The sequence below is a fragment of the Polaromonas sp. P1_G2 genome, assembly GCF_056405515.1.
Genome location: NZ_JBFUBY010000096.1, coordinates 1 through 24,806, shown reverse-complemented (window position 1 = coordinate 24,806; position 24,806 = coordinate 1). Strand labels below are relative to the sequence as shown.

At 66.0% G+C, this 24,806-nt stretch carries 22 protein-coding genes and 1 pseudogene; 21 read left to right on the top strand and 2 right to left on the bottom strand.

Features of this window, described 5'->3' with window-relative positions; all coding sequences use genetic code 11:
• A partial coding sequence (locus AC1D0P_RS12005) for an alanine--tRNA ligase-related protein (RefSeq protein ID WP_477676942.1) occupies positions 1 to 745 on the bottom strand: 745 nt, incomplete at its 3' end.
• A gap of 367 nt (positions 746 to 1,112) precedes the next feature.
• On the opposite strand from AC1D0P_RS12005, the gene AC1D0P_RS12000 reads away from it, so the two are divergent.
• The 11 genes and pseudogenes from AC1D0P_RS12000 to AC1D0P_RS11950 all read left to right on the top strand — a co-directional run bounded on the left by AC1D0P_RS12000 (position 1,113) and on the right by AC1D0P_RS11950 (position 11,128).
• The gene (locus tag AC1D0P_RS12000) at positions 1,113 to 2,027 is read left to right on the top strand and encodes a dihydrodipicolinate synthase family protein (RefSeq protein ID WP_477676941.1); all 915 of its coding nucleotides are present in this window, start codon (positions 1,113 to 1,115) and stop codon (positions 2,025 to 2,027) included.
• Between the two features lie 38 nt (positions 2,028 to 2,065).
• Positions 2,066 to 3,199 carry a branched-chain amino acid ABC transporter substrate-binding protein gene (locus tag AC1D0P_RS11995; RefSeq protein ID WP_477655655.1) on the top strand — a complete coding sequence of 378 codons (1,134 nt, stop codon included), beginning with the start codon at positions 2,066 to 2,068 and terminating at the stop codon, positions 3,197 to 3,199.
• A gap of 68 nt (positions 3,200 to 3,267) precedes the next feature.
• On the top strand, positions 3,268 to 4,392 hold the full coding sequence (locus AC1D0P_RS11990; RefSeq protein ID WP_477676940.1) for an NAD(P)/FAD-dependent oxidoreductase: 1,125 nt from the start codon (positions 3,268 to 3,270) through the stop codon (positions 4,390 to 4,392).
• Entirely contained in the window at positions 4,389 to 4,649 is a 261-nt protein-coding gene (locus tag AC1D0P_RS11985; RefSeq protein ID WP_477676939.1) for a (2Fe-2S)-binding protein, read from the top strand. Before AC1D0P_RS11990 ends, AC1D0P_RS11985 begins: the two co-directional genes overlap by 4 nt.
• The gene (locus AC1D0P_RS11980; protein ID WP_477676938.1) at positions 4,646 to 5,935 is read left to right on the top strand and encodes an FAD-dependent oxidoreductase; all 1,290 of its coding nucleotides are present in this window, start codon (positions 4,646 to 4,648) and stop codon (positions 5,933 to 5,935) included. Before AC1D0P_RS11985 ends, AC1D0P_RS11980 begins: the two co-directional genes overlap by 4 nt.
• A gap of 18 nt (positions 5,936 to 5,953) precedes the next feature.
• Positions 5,954 to 6,712: an ABC transporter ATP-binding protein gene (locus AC1D0P_RS11975; RefSeq protein ID WP_477676937.1), complete on the top strand. Its 759-nt coding sequence runs from the start codon at positions 5,954 to 5,956 to the stop codon at positions 6,710 to 6,712.
• A complete protein-coding gene (locus AC1D0P_RS11970) occupies positions 6,705 to 7,430 on the top strand; it encodes an ABC transporter ATP-binding protein (RefSeq protein WP_477676936.1) in 726 nt (241 codons plus the stop codon). The genes AC1D0P_RS11975 and AC1D0P_RS11970 overlap by 8 nt, the downstream gene beginning before the upstream one ends.
• A gap of 68 nt (positions 7,431 to 7,498) precedes the next feature.
• Positions 7,499 to 8,695 (top strand): ABC transporter substrate-binding protein, encoded by a 1,197-nt coding sequence (locus AC1D0P_RS11965; RefSeq protein ID WP_477676935.1) that lies wholly within the window; start codon positions 7,499 to 7,501, stop codon positions 8,693 to 8,695.
• Positions 8,688 to 9,590, top strand: coding sequence for a branched-chain amino acid ABC transporter permease (locus AC1D0P_RS11960; protein ID WP_477676934.1), 903 nt, complete (start codon positions 8,688 to 8,690; stop codon positions 9,588 to 9,590). The genes AC1D0P_RS11965 and AC1D0P_RS11960 overlap by 8 nt, the downstream gene beginning before the upstream one ends.
• A 3-nt stretch (positions 9,591 to 9,593) precedes the next feature.
• Positions 9,594 to 10,619 (top strand): branched-chain amino acid ABC transporter permease, encoded by a 1,026-nt coding sequence (locus AC1D0P_RS11955; protein WP_477676933.1) that lies wholly within the window; start codon positions 9,594 to 9,596, stop codon positions 10,617 to 10,619.
• Positions 10,564 to 11,128: pseudogene (locus AC1D0P_RS11950) on the top strand (GntR family transcriptional regulator). Before AC1D0P_RS11955 ends, AC1D0P_RS11950 begins: the two are co-directional and overlap by 56 nt.
• Positions 11,129 to 11,151: 23 nt before the next feature.
• Here AC1D0P_RS11950 and AC1D0P_RS11945 read toward each other — a convergent pair.
• Positions 11,152 to 12,567: an aminotransferase-like domain-containing protein gene (locus AC1D0P_RS11945; protein WP_477676932.1), complete on the bottom strand. Its 1,416-nt coding sequence runs from the start codon at positions 12,565 to 12,567 to the stop codon at positions 11,152 to 11,154.
• A 182-nt stretch (positions 12,568 to 12,749) separates the two neighbouring features.
• Between AC1D0P_RS11945 and gabT the strand changes: the two genes are divergently transcribed.
• The 10 genes from gabT to AC1D0P_RS11895 all read left to right on the top strand — a co-directional run bounded on the left by gabT (position 12,750) and on the right by AC1D0P_RS11895 (position 24,698).
• Positions 12,750 to 14,042, top strand: a complete 1,293-nt coding sequence (gabT, locus tag AC1D0P_RS11940; protein ID WP_477676931.1) for a 4-aminobutyrate--2-oxoglutarate transaminase — start codon at positions 12,750 to 12,752, stop codon at positions 14,040 to 14,042.
• Positions 14,043 to 14,068: 26 nt separating this feature from the next.
• The gene (locus tag AC1D0P_RS11935; protein ID WP_477676930.1) at positions 14,069 to 15,154 is read left to right on the top strand and encodes an ABC transporter ATP-binding protein; all 1,086 of its coding nucleotides are present in this window, start codon (positions 14,069 to 14,071) and stop codon (positions 15,152 to 15,154) included.
• A 76-nt stretch (positions 15,155 to 15,230) separates the two neighbouring features.
• Positions 15,231 to 16,259: an ABC transporter substrate-binding protein gene (locus AC1D0P_RS11930; protein WP_477676929.1), complete on the top strand. Its 1,029-nt coding sequence runs from the start codon at positions 15,231 to 15,233 to the stop codon at positions 16,257 to 16,259.
• 18 nt (positions 16,260 to 16,277) lie between these two features.
• Positions 16,278 to 17,531, top strand: coding sequence for an ABC transporter permease (locus AC1D0P_RS11925; RefSeq protein ID WP_477676928.1), 1,254 nt, complete (start codon positions 16,278 to 16,280; stop codon positions 17,529 to 17,531).
• A 46-nt stretch (positions 17,532 to 17,577) separates the two neighbouring features.
• Positions 17,578 to 18,402, top strand: a complete 825-nt coding sequence (locus AC1D0P_RS11920; protein WP_477676927.1) for an ABC transporter permease — start codon at positions 17,578 to 17,580, stop codon at positions 18,400 to 18,402.
• 187 nt (positions 18,403 to 18,589) lie between these two features.
• On the top strand, positions 18,590 to 20,068 hold the full coding sequence (locus AC1D0P_RS11915; RefSeq protein ID WP_477676926.1) for an NAD-dependent succinate-semialdehyde dehydrogenase: 1,479 nt from the start codon (positions 18,590 to 18,592) through the stop codon (positions 20,066 to 20,068).
• A gap of 32 nt (positions 20,069 to 20,100) precedes the next feature.
• Entirely contained in the window at positions 20,101 to 20,781 is a 681-nt protein-coding gene (locus AC1D0P_RS11910) for a response regulator (protein ID WP_477676925.1), read from the top strand.
• Complete coding sequence (locus tag AC1D0P_RS11905; RefSeq protein WP_477676924.1) at positions 20,762 to 22,324, top strand: sensor histidine kinase; 1,563 nt, start codon at positions 20,762 to 20,764, stop codon at positions 22,322 to 22,324. The genes AC1D0P_RS11910 and AC1D0P_RS11905 overlap by 20 nt, the downstream gene beginning before the upstream one ends.
• 399 nt (positions 22,325 to 22,723) lie before the next feature.
• Positions 22,724 to 23,152: a tripartite tricarboxylate transporter TctB family protein gene (locus AC1D0P_RS11900; protein WP_477676923.1), complete on the top strand. Its 429-nt coding sequence runs from the start codon at positions 22,724 to 22,726 to the stop codon at positions 23,150 to 23,152.
• 1 nt (position 23,153) lies between these two features.
• Positions 23,154 to 24,698: a tripartite tricarboxylate transporter permease gene (locus AC1D0P_RS11895; protein WP_477676922.1), complete on the top strand. Its 1,545-nt coding sequence runs from the start codon at positions 23,154 to 23,156 to the stop codon at positions 24,696 to 24,698.
• Positions 24,699 to 24,806 lie beyond the last annotated feature (108 nt).

Below are 24,806 nucleotides of genomic sequence, written 5' to 3'. Positions count from 1 at the left end.
GGATGGCGGCCAGGCGCTCCAGGCCCATGCCGGTATCCACGCAGGGCGCGGGCAGTTTCGTGACGCTGCCGTCGGCCGCCATGTCGAACTGCATGAACACGTTGTTCCAGATCTCGATGAAGCGGTCGCCGTCTTCACCAGGGCTGCCGGGCGGGCCGCCGGGGATGTGGTCGCCGTGGTCGTAAAAGATTTCCGAGCAGGGGCCGCAAGGGCCGGTGTCGGCCATCATCCAGAAGTTGTCGGACTTGTAGCGGCCGCCCTTGTTGTCGCCGATGCGGATGACGCGCTCGGGCGGCAGGCCGATTTCCTTGGTCCAGATGTCGTAGGCCTCGTCGTCTTCCTCGTACACCGTGGCGAGCAGGCGCTCGGGCGGCAGCTTGTAGACCACGGTCAGCAGTTCCCAGGCCCACGTGAGCGACTCGCGCTTGAAGTAGTCGCCGAAGCTCCAGTTGCCCAGCATCTCGAAGAAGGTGTGGTGGCGCGCGGTGTAACCCACGTTTTCCAGGTCGTTGTGCTTGCCGCCGGCGCGCAGGCAGGCCTGGACGGACGCGGCGCGCACATAGGGGCGCTTGTCGGTGCCGAGGAACACGTCCTTGAACTGCACCATGCCGGAGTTGGTGAACATCAGCGTCGGGTCGTTGCCCGGCACCAGTGAGCTGGAAGGCACCACGGTGTGGCCCTTGGACGCGAAGAAATCGAGGAAGGTCTTGCGGATGTCGGCGACGGTAAAGGTGGGCTGGCTCATCTTGGATTTTGTGGTCTGGCAAGGTGGCCGGCCGCCGGCGACCTCAGGTCGTACCCACTGCGTCGAACCCACCTAAGCGCTTGATTTACTTGAACATTCGATTATAGGCTTGGGGCCCGCGACAGCCCCGCCCCGGGGCGATCCCCCGCACAGGGCCGGCGCATCAAGGCGGTGCCCTCGCGCACCGCCCTGGCACGAGAGCGCAACACATGCCGCATTCCGGCGCCGAAATCCTCTTTCCAACCCTCCTTTACCCCCAAAAAAGCTGGYACGCAAGCTGCTTAATACCCTATAAAGATAATTTAAATATCTTCTTAATATATTTACATCCATCCAATCTCAACCCCGCACTTTTAGGAGCACTCCCTTGAACAACCCCCGCTGGCAAGGCATTTTTCCCGCCATCACCACCAAATTCCACGCCGACGAAAGCATCGACGCCGAGGGCACCGCCCGGCACATCGATTTCCAGATCCGCAACGGCATCCACGGCCTGGTGACCTGCGGCTCGCTGGGCGAGGCCAGCACGCTGTCGCTCGAAGAAAAGCTCCAGGTCGCCAAGATCGCCCTGGACGCCAGCAAGGGCCGTGTGCCGGTGCTGGCCAATGTGTCAGAGACCAGCACCCGCGAGGCGCTGCGCTACATCGCCGGCGCCAACCAGCTCGGCGTGGACGGCTTCATGGTCATGCCCTCRGTGATCTACGTGGCCGACGCGCGCGAAGCCATGCTCAACGTGCGCACCATGGCCGAAGCCGCACGCAAGCCGCTGATGATCTACAACAACCCGGTCGCCTACCGGGTTGACCTGAAGCCCGAGCACATGGCCGAGCTGGCCGATTGCGAATGGCTGGTCGCCATCAAGGAGAGCACCGACAACATCCGCCGCATCACCGACCTGCGCAACACCGTGGGTGACCGCTACCAGCTCTTCCTCGGCGTGGACGACCTGGCCTACGAAGGCCTGGCGCTGGGCTGCGACGGCCTGCTGGCCGGCGTGGGCTGCGCCTTCCCGCGCGAAACCGTGGCGCTGTATGACCTCATGAAGGCCGGCAAATTCGCCGAAGCGCTCAAGCTCTACCAATGGATGACGCCCATGCTGCACCTGGACGTGTCCACCAAGCTGGTGCAAAACCTCAAGCTCATCGACGCCCTGGTCGGCGTGGGCACCGAGCACATGCGCCGCCCTCGCCTGCCGCTGATAGGCGCCGAGCGCGAATTCGTCGAAGCCGTCGTCAAAAAAGCCCTGGCCACGCGGCCGGCGCAATACCAGTCCGTCGCGTAAATTTTTCCAACCCCGCAACCCGCATCGAGGAGACAACCATGACACATCGCAACAGCATCGTTTCTTTTGTCGGCATCGCCGCCATCGCACTGGCGTCAACGGCACAGGCCCAGGAACAGGTCGTGGCCATCGGCCATACCGGCCCGCTTTCGGGGCCGAACGCGTTCGCCGGCAAGGACAACGAAAACGGTGTTCGCCTGGCGGTCGAAGAACTCAATGCAAAAAAAATGGTGGTGGGCGGCAAGACACTCAAGTTCGAACTGCAGTCGGAGGACGACCAGTGCGACGCCAAGGCCGGCGTGAACGCAGCCCAAAAACTCGTCGACAGCAAAGTGAAGTACGTCATGGGCCCCTATTGCTCGGGCGTTGCGATTCCCGCATCACGGGTCTACAGCGAAGGCGGCGCCATGCTGTCGACCGTCGGCACCAACCCCAAGGTCACCCAGGGCGGCTACAAAAACCTGTTCCGCATCATCGCCAGCGACACACAGATCGGCTCCAGCATGGCGGTGTACGCAGCCAAGGTCCTGAAGGTCAGCAAGGTCGGCGTGATTGACGACCGCACGGCCTTCGGCCAGGGCGTTGCGGAAGAGTTCGTCAAGGAAGCCAAAAAACAGGGCCTCACCGTGGTCGGGCAGGAGTTCACGACCGACAAGGCCGTGGATTTCCTCTCTATCCTGACCAACCTCAAGGCGCAGAAACCGGAAGCCATCTTCTTCGGCGGCTATGCACCGCAGGCCGCGCCCATGGTGCGCCAGATGAAACAGCTGGGCCTGCCCGCCAAGCTGCTGGGTGGCGACACGCTGTGCAGCCCCGAAATGGGCAAGCTCGGCGGCGACGCGGTCAACGACACGGTTTTTTGCGCGCAAGGCGGCTCCATGCTGGAAAAGGCCGCGGGTGGACCGGCCTTCAAGGCCAAATACAAAAAGCGCTTCAACCTCGATACGGACGCTTACGGCGCTTCCTTCTATGACCAGACGATGCTGATCGGAGAGGCCATGCGCAAGGCTGACTCCATCGACGTGGCCAAGGTCGGCGCCGAGATCTACAAGGGCAGCTACAAGGGCGTTGCGGGCACCTACACCTATGACGACAAGGGCAACATGACCCAGGCGCCCATCACGGTGTTCACGTTCAGGAATGCCCAGCCCACGGCGCTGGCGAGTTACTGAACACCGCCGGCGCCATCAGGACACGAGGGGCAAGGCCATGAGCGACACAGCGCATAGTGAGCACCACCGTGCCTGAAGCATCGAGCCGGCAGGCGGACGTCCTTGTGATCGGCGCCGGAATCGTCGGCGCGGCCTGCGCGCAAGCCCTGGTTGCCTCCGGCCTGAACGTGCGCATGCTCGATGCCCGCCGCCCGGGCGCCACGGCGGCCGGCATGGGCCACCTGGTGGTCATGGACGACAACCCCGCGGAGCTGGCCCTCAGCCAGCGCTCGCTGGCACTGTGGCGCGAACTGGCCCCGCGGATGCCACCCCAGTGCGCGTTCAGCCCGTGCGGAACGCTTTGGCTTGCGGCCGATGCGGCGGAAATGCAGGCCGCCGAAGAAAAACACGCCCGCCTGAGCGCACTCGGCATTGATTGCCATCTGCTGGGCGCCAAGGCGCTGGCACAGGCCGAGCCCGCGCTTCGCCCGGGGCTCGCCGGGGCCCTGAAAGTGACCGGCGACAGCATTGTGTACGCACCAGCAGCGGCGAACTGGCTGATTGCACAAGGCGGCGAACGCATCCAGCTGGAACACGCCGAGGTCGTGCGCATTGAGGGCAACAGGGCGCAGCTTGCCGATGGAGGCCATCGCACCGCGCCCATGATCCTGCTGGCCAACGGTATCCATGCCACCGCGCTATGCCCGGAGCTGCCGATCCGGCCCAAAAAAGGCCACCTGGTGATCACCGACCGTTACCCAGGCAAGGTGCACCACCAGCTGGTGGAACTCGGCTACGTCACCAGCGCGCACCACAGCGAAGGCCCATCGGTCGCGTTCAACCTGCAGCCGCGCCCCACCGGGCAGTTGCTGATCGGCTCGTCGCGGCAATTCGGCACCACCGATCTCGAGGTGGAGGCCGCCATGGTCTCGCGGATGCTGCAACGCGCGCTGGCCTACATTCCCGCGCTTGCCGGCCTGAATGCCATCCGCAACTGGACCGGGCTGCGCGCCGCCACGCCCGACAGCCTGCCCCTGATAGGCCGCCATCCATGGCGTGAAGGCCTGTGGCTGGCCGTCGGCCATGAAGGCCTGGGCGTCACCACGGCCACCGGCACGGCACAACTGCTGGCCGCGCAGATGACCGGCGCCACGCCCGCCTTCGACCCCGCGCCCTATGCCGCCCAGCGTTTTGCGGAGACCGCACACCCATGAAAACACCCGACACCGTGACGCTCCACGTCAACGGCCGGCCGCTGTCGGTCAAGGCCGGTACCTCCGTGGTCGCGGCGCTGCGCATCGCCGACGCCGCGCGCATGGGCATGGCACGCCGCTCCGTGCACGGCGAAGCCCGCGCGCCCTTCTGCGGCATGGGTATCTGCCAGGAATGCCGCGTCGACATCGACGGCCAGCGCCGGCTGGCCTGCCAGACGCACTGCGAAGACGGCATGGTGGTGGAGGCTGCAAGGTGAACGCCAAAAACCCGTCAACAGCCATTGAATATTGCGATGTATTGATCATCGGCGCAGGCCCGGCCGGTATGGCCGCGGCGCTGGCCGCCGCGCCCAGCGGCGCCCGCATCGTGATCATCGATGACAACCCGGCGCCCGGCGGCCAGATCTGGCGCGACGGCCCGGGCGCCCACCTGCCGCCGCAGGCGCTGCGCATGCGCGAGTCGCTGGCGCGCTGCGCCAACGTGCGCCTGCTGTGCGGCACGCGCGTGGTCAGCCCGGTCGGCCCCGGTGCGCTGCTGCTGGAAGACGAAAAACAAGGCTGGGTGCAGCGCTACGGCAAGCTGATCCTGTGCACGGGCGCGCGCGAGCTGCTGCTGCCCTTCCCGGGCTGGACGCTGCCCGGCGTCACAGGGGCCGGCGGTTTGCAGGCGCTGGTCAAGGCCGGCTTGCCGGTCGCCGGCGAACGCATCGTCATCGCCGGCAGCGGTCCCTTGCTGCTGGTGGCCGCCGCCACGGCGCGCCAGGCCGGTGCGCGCGTGCTGCGCATCGCCGAACAGGCCGGCCTGGCATCGGTCGCGGGCTTTGCAGCCCAGTTGCTGCGCTGGCCCGGCAAGGCAACACAGGCCCTGGGCCTGGCCAGCGCGCGCTACCGCACCRGCACCCGTGTTGTGTCGGCGCAAGGCGCGGGCCGCGTCGAGTCGGTGCGGCTTCACCATGCCGGCCGGGAGACGGACATCGCCTGCGACCGCGTGGCCTGCGGCTTCGGCCTGGTGCCCAACACCGAACTGGGCCAGCTGCTGGGCTGCGCGCTCACACCGAACCCCGGCGGCGCGCCGGCGCTGGCGGTGGACGGCCTGCAGGCGACCAGTGTGGCCGGTGTCTACGCGGCCGGTGAATGCACCGGCGTGGGCGGCAGTGAGCGCGCGCTCGCGCAGGGCCGCATCGCCGGCCATGCGGCCGTCGAAAACACCGGTGCCGCGCTCCACCACGGTCCGCAACGCTCGCACTGGCAGGCCTTCGCCGACCAGTTGCAACGCCACTTCACCCTGGCCCCGTCGCTCAAAACCCTGGCACGACCCGACACCCTGGTCTGCCGCTGCGAAGACGTGCCGCAGGCGGCGCTCGCCGCTTGCAAGGGCTGGACCGACGCCAAGCTGCACACGCGCTGCGGCATGGGCGCCTGCCAGGGCCGCGTCTGCGGTGCGGCGGCGCAATTCCTTTTTGGCTGGACGCCGCCCGCGCCCAGGCCGCCGCTGTCGCCGGCGCGCATCGCCACGCTGGCAAGCACACCCACCCTCGACTGAAAGCACGCACCCACCACCATGCCACAGGACATCATTCTCGAAACCCAAGGGCTCAGCAAGGAGTTCCGCGGCTTTATCGCCGTGCGCAACGTCGCCCTGCGCGTCAGGCGCGGCAGCATACACGCGCTGATAGGCCCCAACGGCGCCGGCAAGACCACGGTCTTCAACCTGCTGACCAAGTTCCATACACCGACCGAAGGGAAGATCCTCTTCAACGGCATCGACATCACGCACGAAAAGCCCGCGCAGACCGCGCGCCGCGGCATCGTGCGTTCCTTCCAGATTTCCGCCGTGTTCCCGCAGCTCACGGTGCTGGAGAACGTCAAGATCGCGCTGCAGCGCAAGCTCGGCGTCGAGTACCGCTTCTGGCAATCGATCGCCGCGATGCAGCGGCTCGACGCACCGGCCATGGCCCTGCTCGAGCAGGTCGGCCTGGCGCGCTTTTCCGCGCTTCTGGCCGGCGACCTGCCCTACGGCCGCAAGCGCACGCTGGAAATCGCCACCACGCTGGCGCTGGACCCGGAACTGCTGCTGCTCGACGAGCCCACGCAGGGCATGGGCCACGAGGACGTGGACCGCATCAAGGCGCTGATCAAGCAGGTTTCCGCGCAGCGCACGGTGCTGATGGTGGAACACAACATGAAGGTGGTGGCCGACATCAGCGACACCATCACCGTGCTGCAGCGCGGCGAGGTGCTGGCCGAAGGGCCGTACACGGAAGTTTCCACCAACCCCGCCGTGCGCGAGGCTTACATGGGAGTCGAGGAAGATGCCTGAACACACCCACCACGCGGGCAACGCCATGCTCACCATCCGCGACCTGCACGCCTGGTACGGCGAATCGCATGTGCTGCAGGGCATCAACCTCGACGTCAAGGCCGGTGAATGCATCACCCTGCTGGGCCGCAACGGCGCGGGCCGCACGTCCACCCTGCGCGCCATCCTCGGCCTGGTCGGCAAGCGCACCGGCTCCATCCGGGTGGCCGGCAAGGAGACCATCACCCTGCCGCCGCACCGCATCGCACGCCTGGGCCTGGGCTATTGCCCGGAAGAGCGCGGCATCTATGCCTCGTTGACCGCCGAGGAAAACCTGTTGCTGCTGCCCAAGGTCGGCGAAGGCGGCATGTCGCTCGAACAGATTTACGCCATGTTCCCCAACCTCAAGGAGCGCGCCGGCAGCCCCGGCACGCGGCTGTCCGGGGGCGAGCAGCAGATGCTCGCGATGGCGCGCATCCTGCGCACCGGCGCCCAGCTGCTGCTGCTCGACGAAATCACCGAGGGCCTGGCGCCCGTGATCGTGCAAAAGCTCGGCCAGGTGATACGCGAGCTCAAGGCGCGCGGTTTCACCATCGTGCTGGTGGAGCAGAACTTCCGCTTCGCCAGGCACCTGGCCGACCGCCATTACGTGATCGAGCACGGCCAGGTGGTCGAGGTCATGGAGCAGCGCGAGGTCGAAGCCCGGCAGGACCGGCTCAACGAGCTGCTCGGCATCTGAGTTTTTCAACGCGCCTTTCCATTCCCTTCCTCATTCCCTTCCCCTTCCCCCAACCCCTGGAGCCTTTCATGCCATTCCGCAAACTCTCCGTCTGCCTGGCGGCCTGCGCCGCCCTCTCGTCCTTTTCTGTTCACGCTCAGGTCAGCGACGACGTCGTGAAGATCGGCGTGCTCAACGACCTCTCCGGCATTTACTCCGACCTGTCCGGCCAGGGCTCGGTCACGGCGGCGCGCATGGCCATTGAGGAAATGGGCGGCAAGGTGCTGGGCAAACCCATCGAACTGGTCTTCGCCGACCACCAGAACAAGCCCGACGTGGCGGCCAACCTGGCGCGCGGCTGGTTCGACCAGGGCAAGGTCGACATGGTGACGGACTTCCCCACCACCTCCACCGCGCTGGCGGTGATGGAGATCGCGCGGCAGAAGAACCGCATCGTCATGCCTTCCTCGGGCCTGGCCACCGCCATCCTCGGCGAAAAATGCACGCCGCTGACGGCGCAGTGGACCACCAACACCTATGCGCTGGCGGCCGGCACGGCGCGCGCGCTGGTCAAGGAAGGCAAGAAGACCTGGTACTTCATCACCGCCGACTACACCTTCGGCCATTCGCTGGAAAAAGACGCGACCGAGGTCATCAAGGCCGACGGCGGCAGCGTGGTCGGCAGCTCGCGCCACCCCTTCCCGGGCAACGACTTCTCGTCCTTCCTGCTCAAGGCGCAGGCCTCCAAGGCCGACGTCATCGCGCTGGCCAACGCCGGCAACGACACCGTCAACGCCATCAAGCAGGCCAATGAATACGGCATCACGCGCAAGCAGGTGGTCGCGCCGCTGCTCACCTACATTTCCGACGTCCACAGCATTGGCCTGGACAAGGCGCAAGGCATGTACCTGAGCGAGGCCTTTTACTGGGACTTCGACGAGCGCTCACGCGCCTGGTCGAGGAAGTTCTTTGAAAAACAAAAGCGCATGCCCACCGCCGCCCAGGCCGGCGTCTACTCGGCCACGCTGAGCTACCTCAAGGCCATCCAGGCCGCCGGCACCGACGAGGCCAAGGCCGTGATGGCGCAGCTGCGCAAGATGACCATCGACGACGCGGTGATCCGCAAGGGCAAGCTGCGCGAAGACGGCGCGCTGGTGCACGACATGCTGCTGCTGCAGGTCAAGACGCCGGCCGAATCGAAGGCGCCCTGGGACTACTACAAGGTCAAGTCCGTGCTCAAGGGCCCCCCCCCCCCCCGCCACTCACGAAACACACATCATGTTTGACATCCCGATGCAGTCCCTGCTGGCCCAGTTGCTGGTGGGCCTGATCAACGGCTGCTTCTACGCCATGCTGAGCATGGGGCTGGCGATTATTTTCGGCCTGCTCAACATCATCAACTTCGCGCACGGCGCGCAGTTCATGGTGGCCGCCTTCCTGGCCTGGATAGGCTTTTCGCAGCTGCCGCTGCTGCTGGGGCCCGAATTCAAGGTCAACTTCTGGGCCGCGCTGGTGCTGGCGCCGCTGATCGTCGGCGGCCTGGGCGTGCTGCTCGAGAAAACGCTGCTCAAGCGGCTCTACCACCTGGACCACCTCTACGGCCTGCTGCTGACCTTCGGCGTCGCGCTGGTGCTCGAAGGCGCGTTCCGCCACTTCTACGGCATCTCGGGCGCCAGCTACGACCCGCCCGCGCTGCTGCAGGGCGGCGTCGACCTGGGCTTCATGTATCTGCCGCTGTACCGCGGCTTCGTGGTGGTGGCCTCGATCCTGATCTGCGGCTTCACCTGGTTCCTGTTCGAGAAAACCCGGCTGGGCGCCCTGCTGCGCGCCGGCACCGAGAACCCCAAGCTGCTGCAGGCCTTCGGCGTCAACATCCCGCTGATGGTCACCCTGACCTACGGCTTCGGCGTGGGCCTGGCCGGCATCGCCGGCGTGCTGGCCACGCCCATCATGCAGGTCAACCCACTGATGGGCGCCAACCTGCTCAATATCGTGTTCGCCGTGGTGGTGATAGGCGGCCTGGGCTCCATCCTGGGCGCCGTCGTGAGCGGGCTGGCCCTGGGCCTGCTCGAAGGCCTCACCAAGGTCTTCTACCCCGAGGCCTCCACCGTGGTGGTGTTCGTGATCATGGCGGTGGTGCTGCTGATCCGGCCAGCCGGCCTTTTCGGCAAGGAGCACTAGGCCATGAAATCCTTGCTCGCCAACATCCCCACGCCCGTCCGCATCCTGCTGGCACTCCTGCCACTCGCGCTGCTGGTGCCGGCCTTCCCCGAGATCGCCTACCCGGTCTTCATCATGAAGGTGATGTGCTACGCGCTGTTCGCGCTGGCCTTCAACCTGCTGATCGGCTTCACCGGCCTGGTGTCCTTCGGCCATGCGGCCTTCTTCGGCTGGGCCGGCTACACCACCGGCATCCTGATGATCCGCTTCGGCGCCGCCGGGTTTCCCGTCGAGCTCGCCATCCTGGCGGGCGTGGCCGTGGCCACCGCCATCGGCTGGCTGATCGGCACGCTGGCGATACGCCGCACCGGCATCTACTTCGCGATGATCACCCTGGCCCTCTCGCAGGTCGCCTACTTCCTGGCGGTGCAAATTCCCTGGACCGGCGGCGAGGACGGCATGCAGGGCATCCCGCGCGGCAAGCTRCTGGGCCTGGTCGACCTCTCGGTCGACAACCACATGTACTACTTCACGCTGGCGGTGTTCACGGCGGCCTTCCTGGCCATACACCGCATCGTGCATTCGCCCTTCGGCCAGGCCCTCAAGGCGCTGCGCGACAACGCGCCGCGCGCCGTCTCGCTGGGCTACGACACCGACCGCTGCAAGCTCTACGCCTTCATGCTGTCGGCCGCGCTGGCTGGCCTGGCCGGCTCGCTCCGGGCGCTGGTGCTGCAGCTGTCCACGCTCAACGACGTGACGCTGGGCACCTCGACCGAGGTGCTGCTGATGACCCTGCTCGGTGGGCTAGGCACGAGCTGGGGCCCCGTGGTAGGCTCAGCGCTGGTGGTCAGCCTGCAGAACCACCTCGCCGCCCTGGGCGGCGTGGTGACCATCCTTATCGGCCTGACCTTCATTGTCTGCGTATCGTTCTTCCGGCGTGGCCTGGTGGGCGAATGGCAGGCCCTGCTGCAACGCCGAGACACCCGACAACAACATGCCCCTGCCCACGACCGCACCCCCACCGCTGCCAGCCAAACGCCGGGCCGCTGACGTCGCTTACGACGCCATCGAGGCGATGATCGCCACCCTGCAGCTGCAGCCCGGCGCGCCCGTGGTCGAGGCCGACCTGGCCCAGCGCACCCAGCTGGGCCGCACTCCCGTGCGCGAGGCGCTGCTGCGCATGGTCTCCATCGGCCTGATCGTGCAGCAGCCCCGGCGCGGCCTGCTGGTCTCCAATCGTCGGCTGCGCGGCCAAGATGATCAAGGCCGCCGAGCGCGCCAACCTGGAGGCCTACATGGCGGCCGACCACGAGCTGGACCTCGTCAACCACGAGGCCTGCCGCAACAGCCCGGCCGTCAAGAGCGTGGTGCCGCTGATCGTGCAGTGCCGGCGCTTCTGGTATGCCTACCAGCACGAGGGCGAGATCGCCGAAGGCGCGCGCTTTCACATGGAGCTGGCCCAGGGCATCGCCACCGGCGACGAGGCCGCCGCCGTGCTCGGCGCCAACAAGCTCATGGACTACCTCGAGGGCTTCGCCAGGCGCGTCATCGAGATCTGATGCAGCACGCGCGGGCCGGGCCCTTACTGGGCGGCCTGCTGGCCCAGCTCGATCCGCTGGGCCAAAAAGCGCCAGATGCGCTCGTCGTCGCAGAACGCCACGTTAAAGCGCAGCCAGCCCGTGGGATGCGGTTCCATCAGGAACAGCTGTCCCGGGCCGAGCATGATGCCTTCCGGCGTCGCCTCTTTGGACAGGACGGCGCCATCCGGAAGGTCCGGATGCCGGGCCCACAGGTACATGCCGGCCCCCGGCTCATGGAACAGCTCAAACCCCAGGCTGCTCAGGTTTTTTTCGGTCTTGCGATGCGCCGCGGCCAGCCTTTCCCGAAGCGACTTGAGGTGCTTGCGCCAGCGGCCGTCGGTGACCACCCCGAAGGTCAGCCGCTCGGCGATGTCCGAAGACGTGAGCCCTGAAATCATCTTGAGCTGGGCCAGGTCCTCGATCAGCTCACCCCTGGCCAGCAGGTAGCCCACGCGCAGGTTGGGGGAAATGGTTTTGGAAAAGCTGCCGATGTACACCACGCGCCGCAGCTGGTCCAGGCTGGCCAGCGTGGAGCGCGAGGTCGGGTCCATGTCGGCGTAAATATCGTTTTCCACCAGCGTGAAGTCATGCGCCTCGGCCAGTTGCAGCAGGCGGTGCAGGTGGGCCGCCGAGGCGATGGAGCAGGTCGGGCTTTGCAAACGGGGCTGCGTGAAAAAGGCCTTGGGCTTGTGCACGGCCAGCAAGGCCTCCAGCGCGGCGAGGTCGTAGCCCGTGGGGGTGCGCGGCACACCCACCAGGTTGGCCCCCAGGAAGCGCAGCATGAACATCAGGTTGGGATAGCCGGGGTTGTCCACCAGCACCGTGTCGCCGGGCTTGAGGAGTTGCCGGGCCACCAGGTCCAGCGCCTGGCTGGACCCCTGCGTCAGCAGCACCTGGTCCACCTCGACCGGTATCTGGTTTTCGGCCAGGGCCTCCGCAATGACCATGCGCAGCGCCATATGCCCGTGGGGCAGTCCGTAACCTTCCAGGGACGAGCCGTCCGTCGACAGGTGCCGCATGCTGCGGCGAATCGCGTCCCCGAACAGGAAATCGTGCGGCAGCCAGCCGCAACCGGGTTTCATCGGCAGGTTGCGGTTTTCAAATATTTGCTTGAGGTACCAGCGCGCGTCGAATTTCGGCTGCTGCGGCTGCGCATACGGCGCGCCCGATGCACCTTCATCGCCCCTGCGCTTGACGAAAAACCCGGCATTGGCCCGGGAAACCAGCCATCCCTGGGCCACCAGGCGGTCATAGGCCTCCACCACCGTGAAGACGCTGACGCCGTGCATGGCGGCAAAACCGCGGATGGAGGGCAGCTTGACGCCCGGTTTCAGCGCCTGCCCGGCAATCATGCCCCGCAGGCCGTCGACGATCTGGCTCACCAGGGGAGTCTGCAGTTCCGGGCGGAGTGTGAGCATCAAAAAACCAAAAAAGGCAGATTGTGCATTGCAATCCTCGTGCACCGGGTTGGGGAATCCATGTACAGGATTCTAGACCCGCACAGTGCGCTGAAAACAGCGCAAAGGTGTACATGGACGGGCCCGGCCCGCACTTCTACAGTCCATCCGTCCCTGTCCAGAAAACCGAAACCACCTTCACCATGCAGCCAAACCAGACTACCAGCAACGCCGCCCTGATGGCGCGCCGCCAAGCCGCCGTGACGCGCGGCGTGGGCCAGGCCCACGAAATTTTCGTCAGCCGGGCGAAAAACGCCGAACTGTGGGATGTCGAAGGCCGCCGCTACATCGACTTCGCCGGCGGCATCGCCRTCCTCAACACCGGCCACCTGCACACCGAAGTCATTGCCGCGGTCAAGGCCCAGCTCGAGCTCTACACGCACACCTGCTTCCAGGTGGTCGCCTATGAGCCCTATGTCGAACTGGCGGAAAAGCTCAATGCCCTGGCGCCCGGCAATTTCGCCAAAAAAACCCTGCTGCTGAGCACCGGCGCCGAGGCCGTCGAGAACGCCGTCAAGGTGGCGCGCTCCTACACAAAGCGCCCCGGCATCATCGCCTTCACGGGCGGCTACCACGGCCGTACCAACATGACGCTGGGCATGACCGGCAAGGTGGCGCCCTACAAGCTGGGCTTCGGCCCCTTCCCCGGCGAGGTGTTCCATGCCGAATACCCCAACGCGCTGCACGGCGTCAGCATCGACCAGGCCTTGCATTCGGTCGAGCAGATCCTCAAAAACGACGTCGAGCCCGAGCGCGTGGCGGCCTTCATCATTGAACCGGTGCAGGGCGAGGGAGGCTTTTACATCGCCCCGCCCGAGTTCATCAGCCGCCTGAAGGCGCTGGCCGACCGGCACGGCATCCTGCTGATCGCCGACGAAGTCCAGACCGGCGCCGGCCGCACAGGCACCTGGTATGCCAGCGAACAATGGCCGGTGGCGCCCGACCTGATCGCCATCGCCAAATCGATGGCGGGCGGCTTTCCGATATCAGGCCTGGTCGGCCGTGCCGAGGTCATGGACGCCCCCGGCCCCGGCGGCCTGGGCGGCACCTACGCGGGCAGCCCCATCGGCTGCGCGGCGGCGCTGGCCGTGCTCAAGGTCTTCAAGGACGAAAAACTCCTGGAGCGCAGCAACACCATGGGCAACTACCTGGTCAAGGGTTTGCGCGCCATCGCGGAAAAGGAAGCGGCCATCGGCGACGTCCGCGGCCTGGGCGCCATGGTGGCCATAGAGCTCTTCGAAAACGCGGACCCCGCCCGTCCGGACGCCGCACTGACCAAACGGGTGGTCAGCGAAGCCGCCCGGCGTGGATTGATATTGCTCTCCTGCGGCACCTACGGTAATGTGATCAGGATTCTGGTTCCCCTCACGGCGCCCGACGCCTTGCTGGACGAAGGCCTGCAAATCCTGGCAGACAGCTTCGCCGCATCGCGCTGATCTTCGTGGACAGCTCAGGAAAACCGATGACMGATAACGATGTCCTTGTGCGCTTTTCGGGCGTGCAGAAAACCTACGACGGCGAACAGCTTGTCGTGCAGCAGCTCGACCTTGACATTCATCGCGGGGAATTCCTGAGCCTGCTGGGCCCTTCCGGCTCCGGGAAAACCACCACGCTGATGATGCTGGCCGGCTTCGAGTCGCCTACCGCCGGAGAAATCTTTCTCAATGGTTCGCAGATCACCGGCACACCGCCGCACAAGCGCAACTTCGGCATGGTGTTCCAGAACTACGCCCTCTTCCCGCACCTCACCGTGGGCCAGAACGTGGCCTATCCGCTCACGGTGCGCAAGGTGCCCAAAGCCGACCAGGCCAGCCGCGTGCTGCGCGCGCTCGACATGGTCCGCCTTTCGGGCATGTCCGACCGCCTGCCCGGGCAACTGTCGGGCGGCCAGCAGCAGCGCGTCGCCCTGGCGCGGGCGCTGGTGTTCGAGCCCCAGCTGGTGCTCATGGACGAACCGCTGGGCGCGCTCGACAAGCAGCTGCGCGAGCACATGCAGATTGAGCTGAAGGAGCTGCACAAGCAGCTGGGCGTCACCTTCGTCTATGTCACGCACGACCAGGGCGAGGCACTGACCATGAGCGACCGGGTGGCGGTCTTCAACGATGGCGCGATCCAGCAACTGGCCCCCGTGGAGGCGCTGTATGAGACGCCCTCCAACCGCTTTGTCGCCGGTTTCGTCGGCGACAGCACCGTGCTCAAGGGCAAAGGACGCGCCGCCGGCATCGAATTGCCGGACGGCTGTGTCCTGGGCGGCATCCATGTCAAGCAGGCGGCTGTCGGCACGCAGGTCGAGGCCTATATCCGGCCGGAGCGCATTGTGCTGCATAGCCAGGCGCCGGCTTCAGTAGCCAATGTGCTGCCCGCGCGCGTGGCGCGCATCATCTATTTCGGCGACCACCTGCGGCTGCTGTGCGAGGTCGGCGCCGGCCAGGCGGAAGCCACGGTCAAGCTGCCCCTCACCCTGCTGGACGGCCTGCCGCCRCCGCAACCGGGCGACGCGGTACACCTCGAATTTCCGCCTGCCTTCACGCGGATCTATGCGGTGTAAGCGCTTTCTCCTTTCACGCCCTTCACCTATTTCAAGCGTCCCTTCTGCCTTTATCAACCACCGAGGAATTTGCACCATGAAGAAAAACATCATCGCCCTTGCCATGGCTTCGTGCCTGGCCCTGCCCGCGCTTGCGCAGCAGCAGATCACCGTCGTCAACTTCGGCGGCGCCAATGCCAACGCGCAGAAAAAAGCCTACTACGAGCCCTACGAAAAAGCCGGCACCAAAGTCGTCGCGGTGGAATACAACGGCGAGCAGGCCAAGATCAAGGCCATGGTCGAGACGAAGAAGGTGACCTGGGATGTGGTCGAAGTTGAAGCACCCGATGTGCAGCGCGGTTGCGACGAGGGTCTGTTTGAAAAAATCGACTTCAGCAAAATCGGCTCCAAGGCGGACTTCTTGCCCGCAGCGGTCAAGGAATGCGGCGTGGGCGTTTTTGTCTGGTCCACCGTGATGGCCTGGAACGCCGACAAGGTCAAGACCGCCCCCACCAGCTGGGCCGACTTCTGGGACGTCAAGAAGATCCCCGGCAAACGCGGCATGCGCAAGGGCGCCCGCTACAACCTCGAATTCGCGTTGATGGCCGACGGCGTCAAGCCCGCCGACGTCTACAAGGTCCTGGCTACCAAGGACGGCGCCGACCGCGCATTCCGGAAGCTGACGGAACTCAAGCCCAGCATCCAGTGGTGGGAGGCCGGCGCCCAGCCCGCCCAGTTCCTCGTGGCCGGTGACGTCGCCCTCAGCACGGTCTACAACGGCCGAATCGACGCCGCCAACCGCGAAGGCCGCAACCTGAAGATCTACTGGCCCGGCGGCATCTATGACCTGGACTACTGGGTCATCCCCAAAGGCGCGCCCAACAAGGATGCATCGATGAAGTTCATCGCCTTCGCCAGCCAGCCCGCCACCCAGGCCGTGTACGCGCAGAACATCGCCTACGGCCCGGTCAACAACCAGGCTTTGGCCAAGCTCGACAAGAAGGTGCTGGATGACCTGCCGACCTCGCCGGCCAATGCGAAAGAGGCCATCCAGATGAACGTCGGCTTCTGGGCCGACCAGGGCGAGGCACTGGAGAAACGCTTCGCCGCGTGGGCCACGCAATAAAGCCGGGAGCAAACCAGCATGAACAGTTTCACCCGCAAGGCGGCCCTGACGGGCGAAGACGCCGGCGCGCTGCGCCGGGCGCTGTCGCGGGCCGATGCACGCCGCAAATGGCGCGCCTTCGCCCTGACCCTGCCCTTGCTGGTGTTTCTGCTGGTGACCTTGCTCATCCCCATCGCCGCCCTGCTGCAGCGTGCGGTCGAAAACCCCGAAGTCGTGAACGCGCTGCCGCGCACGGTCCAAAGCCTCAAGGGCTGGGACCCGCAGGCGCCGCCCGCAGCCGCCACGTATGCGGCGCTGGTGCAGGACTTGGGAAGCCTCTCCGACAGCTCGGACGCCGGTGCCCTGGCCCGGCGGCTTAATTCAGAGGTGCCCGGCTCCCGCTCGCTGGTCATGGGGGCGTACCGCGCGCTGCCCATCACCGGGTCGCCGCAGGACATACAGGCCAGGCTGGTCCAGCTGGACCCGCGCTGGGCCGAGCCTGCCTTCTGGCAGGCGATTGCCAAAAACGGCTCCCGCTGGACGCCCGACTACCTGCTGGCATCGGTGGACCTGCGGCGCGACAGCCTCGGCGAGGTGGAGCGCATGCCGCCCGACCAGCGCGCTTTCGGGCCCATCCTGCTTCGCACCTTCCAGATCAGTTTTGTCGTCACCGTGTTCTGCCTGGCGCTGGCTTACCCGCTGGCCTGGTGGCTGGCTTCGCTGCCAGCGCGCAAGGCCAACCTGCTGATGATCCTGGTGCTGGTGCCCTTCTGGACCTCCATCCTGGTGCGCGTCGCCGCATGGATCGTGCTGCTGCAATCCGAAGGCCTGGTGAATCGCGGGCTGATGGGCATCGGCCTGATCGACAGCCCGCTGGCGCTGCTGTTCAACCGCGCGGGCGTGGTGATCGCCATGGTGCACATCCTGCTGCCCTTCATGATCCTGCCGCTTTACAGCGTGATGAAAAACGTGCCCGCAACTTACGTCCGGGCCGCCGTTTCGCTGGGCAGCACGCCGCTGTCCGCCTTCTTTCGGGTGTACGTGCCGCAGACCTATCCCGGCATCAGTGCCGGGGCGCTGCTGGTGTTCATCCTGTCCATTGGTTATTACGTCACCCCGGCCCTGCTCGGCGGCGCCGATGACCAGATGCTGAGCTACTACATCGCGCGGTACACCAACGTCGAAGTCAATTGGGGCATGGCCTGTGCGCTGGGCGCCGTGCTGCTGACCGCCACCATGWTTCTTTACAGCGTTTACCGGCGCATCGGCAAGGCCGAACTCAGCATCGGCTGACACCTTTTTTCTTCTACAGACCTACAGACGCAGACGCCGATTCACCATGTTCAAAATCACAGGGCCCGCCTTTCCCCGCTACGCCACCCTGGCAGACAAAGCCGGCTGGTGGCTGGTGCGCGCCGCCTGCGTCGCCATCCTGGTTTTTCTGCTGGCGCCCATCCTGGTCATGGTGCCGCTGTCCTTTTCCGACAGCTCTTTTTTGAGCTACCCGATTCCGGGCTGGTCACTGAAGTGGTACCGCAACCTGCTGGATTCGCCGGAATGGGCCAGGGCCGCGAAAAACAGTTTCATCGTGGCGCCCGCCGCGACCCTGATCGCCACCGCGCTGGGTACTTTGGCGGCGGTCGGCCTTTCCAGAAGCAACTTCCCGTTCAAAAGCCTGCTGATGGGCATCCTCATCGCCCCGATGGTGGTTCCCATCATTGTGGTCGGCGTGGCCACCTACCTGTACTTCGCGCCGCTGGGCCTTGCCGACAGCTACTTCGGGCTGATCGTGGTGCACGCCGCATTGGGCGCGCCCTTTGTGCTGACCACCGTGCTGGCGACGCTCGCGGGCTTTAACCACAACCTGGTGCGCGCGTCGCTCAGCCTGGGCGAAACGCCTTTCAGGACGTTTTTCCGGATCACCCTGCCGGTCATCGCGCCGGGCGTGATCTCCGGCGCGCTGTTCGCCTTCGCCACCTCCTTTGATGAAGTGGTGGTCACGCTGTTCCTGGCGGGTGCGGAACAAGCCACGCTGCCGCGCCAGATGTTTACCGGCATCCGGGAAAACATCTCGCCGACCATCGCGGCCGTCGCCACCTTGCTGATCCTGTTCACCACCTCCCTTTTGCTGCTGCTGGAATGGCTGCGCGGGCGCAGGGCCTGACACGCCGGGACGGCGCCCTCGCGCGGAAACCCTTTCCCGGGGTCGCATACCCACCCGCCGCCCGTATCTCCCTCCGAAAGCTGTCAAAATCACCCGACGGCTCCTCTCTCCGCCCTCTCTCCACGCCTCTTTCACTCACTCCCCCTCCTCCACCCTCTTCAGCCTCCCGCTTTAAGGACTCCCGCCCATGGACATGAAAACCTCCCCCATTTCCCTGCTCAAAGATCCCAGCCTGTTCAAGACCGACGCGCTGGTCAACGGCCAGTGGGTCGCCGGCAAGGCCCGTTTTGACGTGAACGATCCTGCCACCGGCCGCAAGCTGGCCGACGTGGCCAACCTGGGGCCGCAGGACGCCGAGGCCGCCATCGCCGCGGCCAACACCGCCTGGCCCGCCTGGCGCAACAAGACCGGCAAGGAGCGCCACGCCATCCTGCTCAAGTGGTTCCAGCTGCTGATGGCCAACCAGGAAGACCTGGGCCGCATCATGACCGCCGAGCAGGGCAAGCCCTTTGCCGAGGCCAAGGGCGAAATCGCCTACGGCGCGAGTTTTGTCGAGTGGTTCGCAGAAGAAGCCAAACGCGTCAACGGCGAAACCCTGCCGCAGTTCGACAACAACCGCCGCCTGATGGTCCTGCGGCAGCCTATCGGCGTCTGCGCCGCCATCACACCCTGGAACTTCCCGCTGGCCATGATCACCCGCAAGGTTGCCCCGGCCCTGGCCGCCGGCTGCCCGGTGGTCATCAAGCCGGCCGAGCTCACGCCGCTGACGGCCCTGGCCGCCGCCGAGCTGGCCGTGCGCGCCGGCATCCCGGCCGGCGTGCTCAATGTGCTGACGGCCGACAGCGCCAACAGCATCGCCGTCGGCAAGGTGTTCTGCGCCAGCGACGTGGTGCGCCACATCAGCTTCACCGGCTCCACCGAGGTCGGCCGCATCCTGATGGCGCAAAGCGCGCCCAGCGTCAAGAAGCTCGCGCTCGAGCTGGGCGGCAACGCGCCCTTCATCGTGTTCGACGACGCCGACGTGGACTCCGCCGTCGAGGGCGCCATGGCCAGCAAATACCGCAATGCCGGCCAGACCTGCGTCTGCGCCAACCGCATCTACGTGCAGGACGGCGTCTACGACCAGTTCGTCGAAAAATTCGCCGCCAAGGTCAAGGCGCTCAAGGTCGGCAACGGCTTTGAGGACGGCGTGGTGCAGGGCCCGCTGATCGAGGACGCGGCCATCGAGAAGGTACAGCGCCACGTGGCCGACGCCCTCGCCAAAGGCGGCAAGCTGCTGGCCGGCGGCCACAAGCTCGAAGGCCAGTTCTTCGAGCCCACGGTGGTCTCCGAAGCCACCGCCGACATGCTCTGCGCCCGTGAAGAAACCTTCGGCCCCTTCGCGCCGGTGTTCCGCTTCAAGAACGACCAGGAAGCGATTGACGCGGCCAACAACACCGAGTTCGGCCTGGCCAGCTACTTCTACAGCCGCGACATAGGCCGCATCTACCGCGTCGCCGAAGCACTGGAGTACGGCATGGTGGGCATCAACGCCGGCGTGATCGCGACCGAGCACGTGCCCTTCGGCGGCGTCAAGCARTCSGGCCTSGGCCGCGAGGGTTCGCGCCACGGCATGGACGAATACCTCGAGATGAAGTACCTGTGCCTGGGTGACATCCAGCGCTAAGCCTGCACCCGTTACACCCGCGACCGCCCGACATGCGCCTGCTGCTTGTGGAAGACGAAGCCGAGATGGCTTCGTGGCTGCTGCGCGCTTTCAAGCAGAGCGGCTATGTCTCCGACCACGCGCCGGATGCCGCCACGGCCGAATCACTGCTGGCCGGCAACGACTATGACGCCGTGGTGCTCGACCTGCGGCTGCCCGACAAACACGGGCTCACTGTGCTGGCCGAGCTGCGCAAGGCCGGCAACCGCACCCCGGTGCTGGTGCTGACGGCGCAGGGCTCTCTGCAGGACCGGGTCAAGGGCCTGAACGTCGGGGCCGACGACTTCCTGGCCAAGCCTTTCGCCATCGAGGAGCTCGAAGCCCGCCTGGCCGCGCTGGTGCGGCGCAGCCGGGGCCGCTCCCACGCGCCGCTGCAATGCGGCTCCCTGTCATGCCCGCACGACAGCCGCGCCTTCACGCTGGCCGGTGCGCTGCTGCAGCTCACGCCGCGCGAAAGCGCGGCCCTGTCGGTGCTGCTGGCACGCAGCGGCACGCCGGTGGAAAAATCGCAGCTCTCCGGCAAGGTCTTCCCGGCCGACAGCAATGCCGGCCCCGATGCGATCGAGCTGGTGCTGCACCGGCTGCGCCGCAAGCTCGACGGCGGCGACGTGCGCATCGTCACCGTGCGCGGCCTCGGTTATATGCTGGAAGCGCATGCAGATACTGCGGACTGACCCCGACCGCTTCGGCATACGCGCGCGCCTGCTCACGCTGCTGCTCCCGGCCATCCTGGGCCTGCTGGCCCTGGACAGCTGGAACGATTACCGCGCCCTGCGCGACCAGGTGCAGGACGCCTACGACCAGAGCATGCTCGAGGCCGTGCACGCGCTGCAAAGCAGTGTGGCGCCGGCGCCGGACGGCTCACTGCGCCTGAATGCGCCGGCCGGCGTGCAAGCCCTGTTCGCCGCCGCCGGCCCCCTGCAGAAATACCTGCACGTCGGCCTGACAGACCTGGGGGATGCACAGGCCGGGAAGCCGGCCGCCTCGCGTGAGATCACTTTGCTGGGCGTCACAGACCTGCCCGCGCCCCCGCCGCTCTCATCGCCTTCATCGCCGGACCTCTACTCCCCCGCCGCGGTTTGGCCCGTCTGGTACGACGATTTCTACGCAGGCCATCCGGTGCGCGTGGTGGCGCTTCAAAGCCAGGTGCTGGACGGACGCGGCGGGAACTTCAAGCTGCTGGTCCAGGTTGCGGAAACCACCCTCCCGCGCGACCGGGCGCAGGCCGCCACCCTGCGGCAGGAGCTGATACGCGACGCGCGCATGGTGCTGGTGATGGTCCTGCTGGTCTGGCTGGGCGTGACCTGGTCACTGCAGCCGCTGGAGCGGCTGCGCAAATCCGTGCTGAAAAGCAAGGGCGCCGACCTCCAGCCCCTGGACACCCGCGACGTGCCGCATGAAGTCGCGCCCCTGGTCGACGCCCTGAACCAGCACCTGGCCAGCTACCGCGAGTTGCTGGAGCAGCAGTCGCAATTTCTGGCCGATGCCTCGCACCAGTTGCGCACGCCGCTGGCCATCATGCTGACCCAGGCGGGTGTGGCGCTGCGCGAAAAAGACACCGGGCAGCTTCATGCCACCCTGCGCGCCATGGTCGCCCAGATCGCGCGCAGCCGCCGCCTGTGCGAGCAACTGCTCTCGCTGGCCCACGCCAATGAGGGTGCAATGCCCGCGAACATGTCCGACCTGCCCGGCATCGTCGACCTCAACACCATCGCCAGGGAAGTGGTGCTGCAGTACCTGGCGCTGGCCCACGAGAAGAACCAGGACCTGGGCTGGGTCGATGCCCGCGGTGACTCCACGGAAACAGGCGCACTGCAGGATGCGCCCGTGGTCCCGGTGCGGGCGCACGGCCCCGAGCTGCACGAGGCGCTGTCCAACCTGGTGCACAACGCGATTGCCTACACACCGGCCGGCGGGCACATCACCGTGATGGTGTCCACGCTGGACGGCATGGCCCTGGCCGAGGTCCGAGACGACGGCCCCGGCATTGCCCCAGCGCGGCGCGCGCAGGTCTTCGAACGCTTCCATTCAGCCGACCCGGGTTCCGAAAAAGGCTCGCACGGCGCCGGGCTGGGGATGGCCATTGCGCGCGCTTATGCGCGGCGCAACGGCGGCGACATCGAGCTCGCCGACACGGCCTCCGGCGCCGGCCTGCGCGCCATCCTGCGCCTGCCGCTGGCGCCCCGTATTACTCCCTCTGGAGAGGGCAGGGGCTGAGCGCTGCGGCTCCGGATGCGCCTGCGCGCATCTGGACAGCGCGAAGAAGCCCAGGCTCAGCCTGGGCTGCGGTCTGCAAGACAGGGCTAGCGGCGCCTGAAAACTGGAGGCATTCGAATGCGGGAACCGCCCTCACCCTAACCCTCTCCCAGAGGGAGAGGGAAAGAGAGGGAAGGCTTCTTCGCGACGTCAGACCCGTTAGTGATAACACGTATTTTGGGCACCGCCGCGTAAAACGAAAGCAGATTGGAAGCCTCGCTTCCTAACATCGCCTCCAGCCCGAACGCCCACCGCCTGCGCTGTGCAGGACCGGAGAGCCGGGACATTAGCAGGAGACGCGATGACCCACCTTTCATTCACCGACAAGGCCCCGCCGGCGCGGCCCCGGAGGTGCTTCCCATGAACCTGACCAACCGCAACTTCGTCCGCGGCCTGTGCCTCATGGCGATCGCCCTGGTCTTCGGCGGCGTGTCCTTCAACTACACGCTGGGCGAGCTGAGCCGCTCCGGGCCCGGCCTGTTCCCGCTGATGGTGAGTTCCTTCCTGTTCATCATCGGCGTGCTCACGGTGGTGCGTTCGCACTTCGTCGACCCCGTGCCCCTGGACTACAGCGTCAAGAACATCGCCATCATCCTGCTGAGCCTGGTGGGCTTTTCGGTGCTGTCCCAGTACGTCAACATGATCCTGGGCATCGTCTTCCTGGTGTTCTGCTCCACGCTGGCCGGCACCTCGTATTCCGTAGTGCGCAACATCAAGATCTCCGTCGGCCTGGTCGCCGTGGCCTTTGCCTTCAAACAATTTCTCGGCCTGAGCCTGCCGCTGTACTGATATGGAAGTCTTTCACAACCTCGCGTTCGGTTTCGAACATGCGCTGRCGCTGCAAAACCTGCTGTACTGTGCACTGGGCTGCACGGTGGGCACGCTGATCGGGCTGCTGCCCGGGCTCGGCCCCCTGTCCACCATCAGCCTGCTGCTGCCGCTGACCTATTCCATCCCCACCGGCGGCGCGCTCATCATGCTGGCCGGCATCTACTATGGTGCGCAATACGGCGACAGCGTGAGCGCCATCACCATGAAGATCCCGCACGCCAGCAGCATCGTGGCCTGTATTGACGGCTACCAGATGACGCTCAAGGGCAAGACCGGCCTGGCGCTCTTCACCGCCGGTGTCTCCAGTTTCATAGGCGGCACCGTGGCCATCGTGGTGCTGTCGACCATGGCGCCGGCACTCGGCGAGGTCGGCTTCCTGTTCGGCCCGGCCGACTACWGCGCGCTGATGCTGCTCGGATTCTTCTGCGTGAGTTTTGTCAGCAGCGGCAGCCTGCTCAACGGCCTGGCCATGGCCATGGTCGGCGTGCTGCTGGGCATGGTCGGCACCGACGTCAACAGCGGCGTCGCGCGCTACACCATGAACCTGCCCTTCCTGATGGACGGCATAGGGCTGATCAGCATCGCGCTGGGCTGCTTCGGCATTGCCGAGGTCGTGAAAAACCTCGACAACAAAAACGTGCTCACGCCCTTCAACGGCAAGATCAAGCTCATGCCGACCTGGCCCGAGTTCAAGCGCATCATCCCCAGCGCCCTGCGCGGCAGCGTGATCGGCTCCATCCTGGGCATATTGCCCGGCGGCGGCCCCACCATCGCCCAGTTCGCCGCCTACGCCGCCGACAAGAAGTTCAGCAAGTACAAGCACGAGATCGGCACCGGCTGCATCGAAGGCGTGGCCGGCCAGGCGGCCGCCGACGAGGCCGCCGCGCGCACCAGCTTCATCCCGCTGATGGCCATCGGCATTCCCGAGAATGCCGTCATGGCGCTGATGATGGCGGCCTTTGTGGTCAAGGGCATACAGCCCGGCCCCAACATGATCGCCACCCACCCCGACCTGTTCTGGGGCTTGGTGGCCAGCATGTGGATAGGCAACTGCTTCCTGCTGATCCTCAACGTGCCGCTGGTGCGCTACTGGCTGTCGGTGTTCAAGATTCCCTACACCGTGCTGTTCCCGGCCATCCTGTTCTTCTGCTGCATAGGCACCTACAGCATCAACAACAGCCTGGACGACATCTACACCACCGCCGTCTTCGGCCTGGTCGGCTACCTCTTCCTGCGCCTGGACATGGAAGCCGCGCCCTTGCTGCTCGGCTTTATCCTGGGCCCCATGCTCGAAGAGAACTTCCGCCGCGCCATGCTGCTGAGCCGCGGCAGCTTCAACGTCTTCGTCAACCGCCCCATCAGCGGTACCCTGCTGGGCGTCATCGGCATCCTGGTCGTGTGGCAGGTGGTGGTGTTTGTGCGCAAGCTGGTCAAGTCGCCCGACCATCACATCCATTCAGGCGGTGCACCTGCAGTGCCGCTGCCCGCGACCGGCGGTAAATAGTCAAACGGGGTGTTTTGAGGGCCGCTGGCCCCCACCCCCGCCCTCCCCCAGCGGGGGAGGGAGCAAGAGTGGCGCACCTTGATGGACCGGGGTTGCTCCTTCCCCCGT